Raw genomic sequence first — 4419 nt, 5'->3', positions numbered from 1 at the left:
TGTCCAGCGCCCAGGCCAGGCATGTTGCGGAATCCTGCCCGCCGGAAAAGATGACCAGGGCCGTCTGTTCAGCCAGAGGACTTGAAGCGGCCCTGTCGGAGAACTGCTGGTTCATGGCGTCACCGGCCAGAAGGGGCAGACCCGCGCGGGGGCGTAGCCCGCCATAAAGGCGTCCATAAGGTTGCCGAAGTAAACGCGGTTTCGCGGGCGTATGTGCTGGGCCTCGGCGCAGTCTGCGGGAAAGAAGCGCAAAGATTCCTTGTTGCCGAGGTAGGTGTTCTTGGCAACGGGCTGTGAAAGCAAAAAGGCCCACATGCCGCGCCGCCCGGCGATGGCCTCATGCTGCAGGCTGCGCAGCCGTTCCTGAAGATGGGGGTTGAGATCCTGATGCGGATAAAAATAGGCAGCGCCGTTGCGGATCATGACCTCATTGAGGGATGTGCCGTCGGGCAGCAGCACTTCCGCCAGGATTCTGCCGTGCGGGTCGCGGTGCTTGACGCCCGCCTGCAGCAGTTGCACCTGCTGGCCCTTGACGAGCGTGCTGAGTTGATCTCTGGCTTCACGCGCGAAAAACTGGCCTTTCCGACCGCCTTTGGACAGTTCGGGCGAGTCTGTTCCAGCCAGGCGTACAACGCGTCGGTCCGTAAGTTTGAAGGTGTCGCCGTCAAAGCAGTGCGCCACAGTGGCAAGTGGTTGGGGGAGCGGTTCGGCGCGAGGGGCGTCGGCATTTTCTTTTGTGCTGTCTTCGGAGACGATTTTTGTGTTGCCGCCCAACTGGCCTGCGGCTGCATCAGCCGCATCTGCCGCCATGCCGGAAGGCGCCGCTTCCGTCGCGTGTGCGGCGGGCTGTACCGGGACGTCTTTGTTTTTCTTGCCGGAAAGCTCAAAAGCCGCAGGGCTTGAGGGGGCGGCCTTGTCCGAAGCATCGTCGGGATCATCGGCAACCGTGGCGGATGCTGCTGGCACGGCAGCCGCTGCGGGTGAAGCATCGGGAGAAGCTGGTTCACCGTTTGCCGCCAGGGCAGAAGACAGAAGCGGAAAAGGGAACGGCAGGCAGAGAAGGCCGAAGATCATAACAACGGCGCAATGCCGTCCGAGCCTGGACAATACTGACACAAACACGGCCATATCCTGTTGCGTGGGCTGCAATGTTTTGCTGTTATCGATTTTGCCGGGCGGTCGCCCTAAAAAACTGCGGGCTTTTGACGTGCCGCGCAGAGCGCTTGCCCGGGCCTGTATCACGCGCCGGCGGCCCGGCCTGTTGCCGGAGCCGCCGGACGGGAAATCAGTTTTCGTAGTAAGAACGCAGGGGCTGGCTGCGCACGGGATGACGCAGTTTGCGCAATGCCTTGGCCTCGATCTGCCGTATACGCTCGCGCGTTACGTTAAAGAGCTTGCCCACCTCTTCAAGGGTGTGATCGCTCTTTTCAGCAATGCCGAAGCGTTTGCGCAGAACCTGCTCCTCACGGGGGGTGAGGTCTGCCAGCACTGCGGCCAGCTGTTCCGACAGCTTGGTGTTGATGACTTCTTCTGCCGGGGCCACAGCTTTTTTATCTTCAATAAAGTCGCCCAGGCTCGAATCTTCTTCATCACCAATGGGGGTTTCCAGCGAAATGGGTTCTTTGGCGATTTTGAGCACCTTTTTGACTTTCTCCACCGGATATTCCATACGCTCAGCGATTTCTTCAGGCGTGGGGTCGCGCCCCAGCTCCTGCACAAGATAGCGCGATGTGCGTATGAGCTTGTTGATGGTTTCAATCATGTGCACGGGGATGCGGATGGTGCGTGCCTGATCGGCGATGGCGCGGGTGATGGCCTGCCGTATCCACCAGGTGGCATAGGTAGAGAACTTGTAGCCGCGCTGGTATTCAAACTTGTCCACAGCCTTCATAAGGCCGATATTGCCTTCCTGAATGAGATCAAGGAACTGAAGACCGCGATTGGTGTACTTTTTGGCAATGGACACCACAAGGCGCAGGTTGGAGCGGATCAGCTCCTGCTTGGCGCGCATGGCCGCCGTATTGCCGCGTTTGATGCGCCACAGCACCTCTTCGAGATCGGTGACGTTGTGGCAGCATTTTTCCTGCAGGCGGTTGAGTATCTCGATTTTGCCGATGATCATTTCCTTGAAGGAAAAGAGTTCGTCCACGCTGAGCTTGAGATCGCGGGCGGCGTCCATCGGATTGACTTCGCGCTGCTCAAGGCCGTCAAACATGGCCTGAATTTCCGCCTGGGTGCGGCCGGTCGCCAGAATATAGGCTGAAAGGTCGCGCTGGCAGTTGTGCATCTGACGCACATAGTCCTCAACCGTTTCAATAATGCGGTCAATGAGGGTTTTTTCCAGCTTGATGTCACGCAGGCGGGTGACGATTTCTTCCTTGAAGCAGATGATTTCTTTCTGCACGGCGGTAACACGACGGTCCATGCAGGTGCAGACATCAAGCTTTTTATAGATCTTGCGCTTTTTCTTGAAAGTCTGCTTGATTTCGTCCAGCAGCAGGATGACGCGCGAACGCTGGTTCATCTCGTCTTCGCTGGGATCGTCTTCTTCAATGGTTTTAACCACATCTTTGAGCTTGATGCGGTTCTGGCGCAGGTCTTCGCCCACATTGATCAGTTCTTCAACCGCCACAGGCACTTCCACCAGGGCGTACAGCACGTCCTGTTCGCCCATTTCAATCTTTTTGGCGATGACAACTTCACCGTCGCGGTCCAGCAGGGGAACGGCCCCCATTTCGCGCAGGTACATGCGCACGGGGTCCGTGCTGCGGGAAGAGTAGTCCGCCGAATCTTCGTCTTCAGACAGGTCAAGGGAACTGTCGGTTATTTCTTCGTCAGATTCGGAGGCAGTGGCGGAAATTTTTTTTCCGTCTTTTTCCGAGTCCACAATAACGATTTCCAGCTGTTCAAAGATGCCGATGATCTCTTCAAACTGCTCGGGCGTACTCATTTCAACGGGCAGCGCCTTGTTGACCTCTTCAAAGGTCAAAAAGCCCGCACCCTTGCCTTTGGCAATAAGTGATTGAATTTGCTGGATATCTTTAAGACTGCTCATGCCCTTTCTCCAAGGTTTCCTTAAGTGCGCGAAGATAGTCCATATCAGCCTCAAAGTCACCAGTGCCGGTGTTGGCCCTCAAGGCTGCGGATAAAGAAGATTTTTGCGCCGAAGCGTAATAATTGTTCAGGTAGTGGCGCAATGATTCCAGTTCCCTGTCGCCGTTGTCGCGCGGGGCGGCCTCGGGGCCGCAGCATTTGCACCAGAAATTTTTTTCCCGTTGGTCCAGATGGTGAAAGACTTCTTCCGGGCCGTGGTTTTCAATCTTGTCCCATAACTGACGCGCCACTGCCGAGTGCAGGGCCAGGTCGGCCCCAAGTTCAAGCATGTTTGCAAGCCGGTGCGGGTAACGCACGGCGAACATCATGATTTCGCGGTCGCGAATGTTTTGCAGGGCGCGGCCCGATGGAAAGCCGCTTGCGCCGGAGCGCGTCCTGTCGTTTTTTGCCCCGCGCGTCTGTACAAGCCCTTCGCGCAGGTCGGCTTCTGAAAGTTGCAGATGCCCGGCCAGCCGCGAAACATACGGGCTGACCAGTTCGGGAATCTCCACTTGGCGCAGGAAATTGCGCGCCCATTCCACAGTTTCTCTTGGGGCCAGCGCTTTGAGCACATCCACGCAAAACCGCAGCCCGTCAGGGGCCTGGGCCTGCAGTTCTTCAAACGCCTCTGGTCCCGGACCACGCAACAGGCTGTCGATGTCTTCGCCCTCGGGCATAAGCACTACCGAACAGGCCAGGCCGCGTGTGAGCAGCATTTCGCAGGAGCGCAGGGCGGCTTTGCGCCCGGCGCGGTCGCCATCAAAAAGCAGTGTCAGCTGCGAAACAAAACCCGAAAGCCTCTTGATCTGTTCCGGCGTCAGGGCTGTGCCGAGAACGCCCACAGCGTTGTCATAGCCGAACTGGTGCAGGGTAAGCACATCCATGTAACCTTCGGTCAGCAGGGCGCGGCCTTTGGTGACCATGCCCTTTCGGGCTTGCGCCAGGCCGTAGAGATGCTCGCCTTTCTTGTAGATGGGCGTATCGGCGCTGTTGATGTACTTGGCCTCGTCTTCATCGGCAATGATACGTCCGCCAAAGGCAATGATCTGGTTGGAGAGGCTCTTGATGGGAAAAATGAGCCGCCCCCGGAATCGGTCATACGCCCGCCCGTTGCCGGATTGCCCCAAAAGGCCCGCCTCGATTGCCATGCGGGCGTCAAAACCCGCCCTGCGCAACGAGTCTGCCAGTGACTGCCACTCCCTTTTGGCCCAGCCAAGGCCGAAGTGCTGCACAATATCCTGGTTGAGGCCGCGCCTTTCCATGTACGCGCGGCATTCTGCGCCATCGGGGCCGTTGAGCGTCGCCGCAAAGTGCCCTGCCGCCAGT

At 58.0% G+C, this 4419-nt stretch carries 3 protein-coding genes; all 3 read right to left on the bottom strand.

The annotated features are described in order from the left end of the window. Positions 1-111: 111 nt before the first annotated feature. The gene (locus V6C07_RS12225; protein ID WP_333536754.1) at positions 112-1122 is read right to left on the bottom strand and encodes a thermonuclease family protein; all 1011 of its coding nucleotides are present in this window, start codon (positions 1120-1122) and stop codon (positions 112-114) included. Positions 1123-1285: 163 nt separating this feature from the next. Next, positions 1286-3055, bottom strand: coding sequence for an RNA polymerase sigma factor RpoD (rpoD, locus tag V6C07_RS12220; protein ID WP_333536753.1), 1770 nt, complete (start codon positions 3053-3055; stop codon positions 1286-1288). Continuing rightward, positions 3042-4419 (bottom strand): DNA primase (locus tag V6C07_RS12215; RefSeq protein WP_333536752.1); only part of this gene is annotated, 1378 nt, incomplete at its 5' end. The genes V6C07_RS12215 and rpoD, both read right to left, overlap by 14 nt.

Origin of the sequence: Desulfovibrio sp. 1214_IL3152 (genome assembly GCF_036763055.1) — a bacterium.
In the GTDB taxonomy this organism is placed as follows: domain Bacteria; phylum Desulfobacterota; class Desulfovibrionia; order Desulfovibrionales; family Desulfovibrionaceae; genus Desulfovibrio.
Note: the sequence above shows the minus strand (reverse complement) of the source record. Positions and strands in the feature narration are given on the sequence as shown.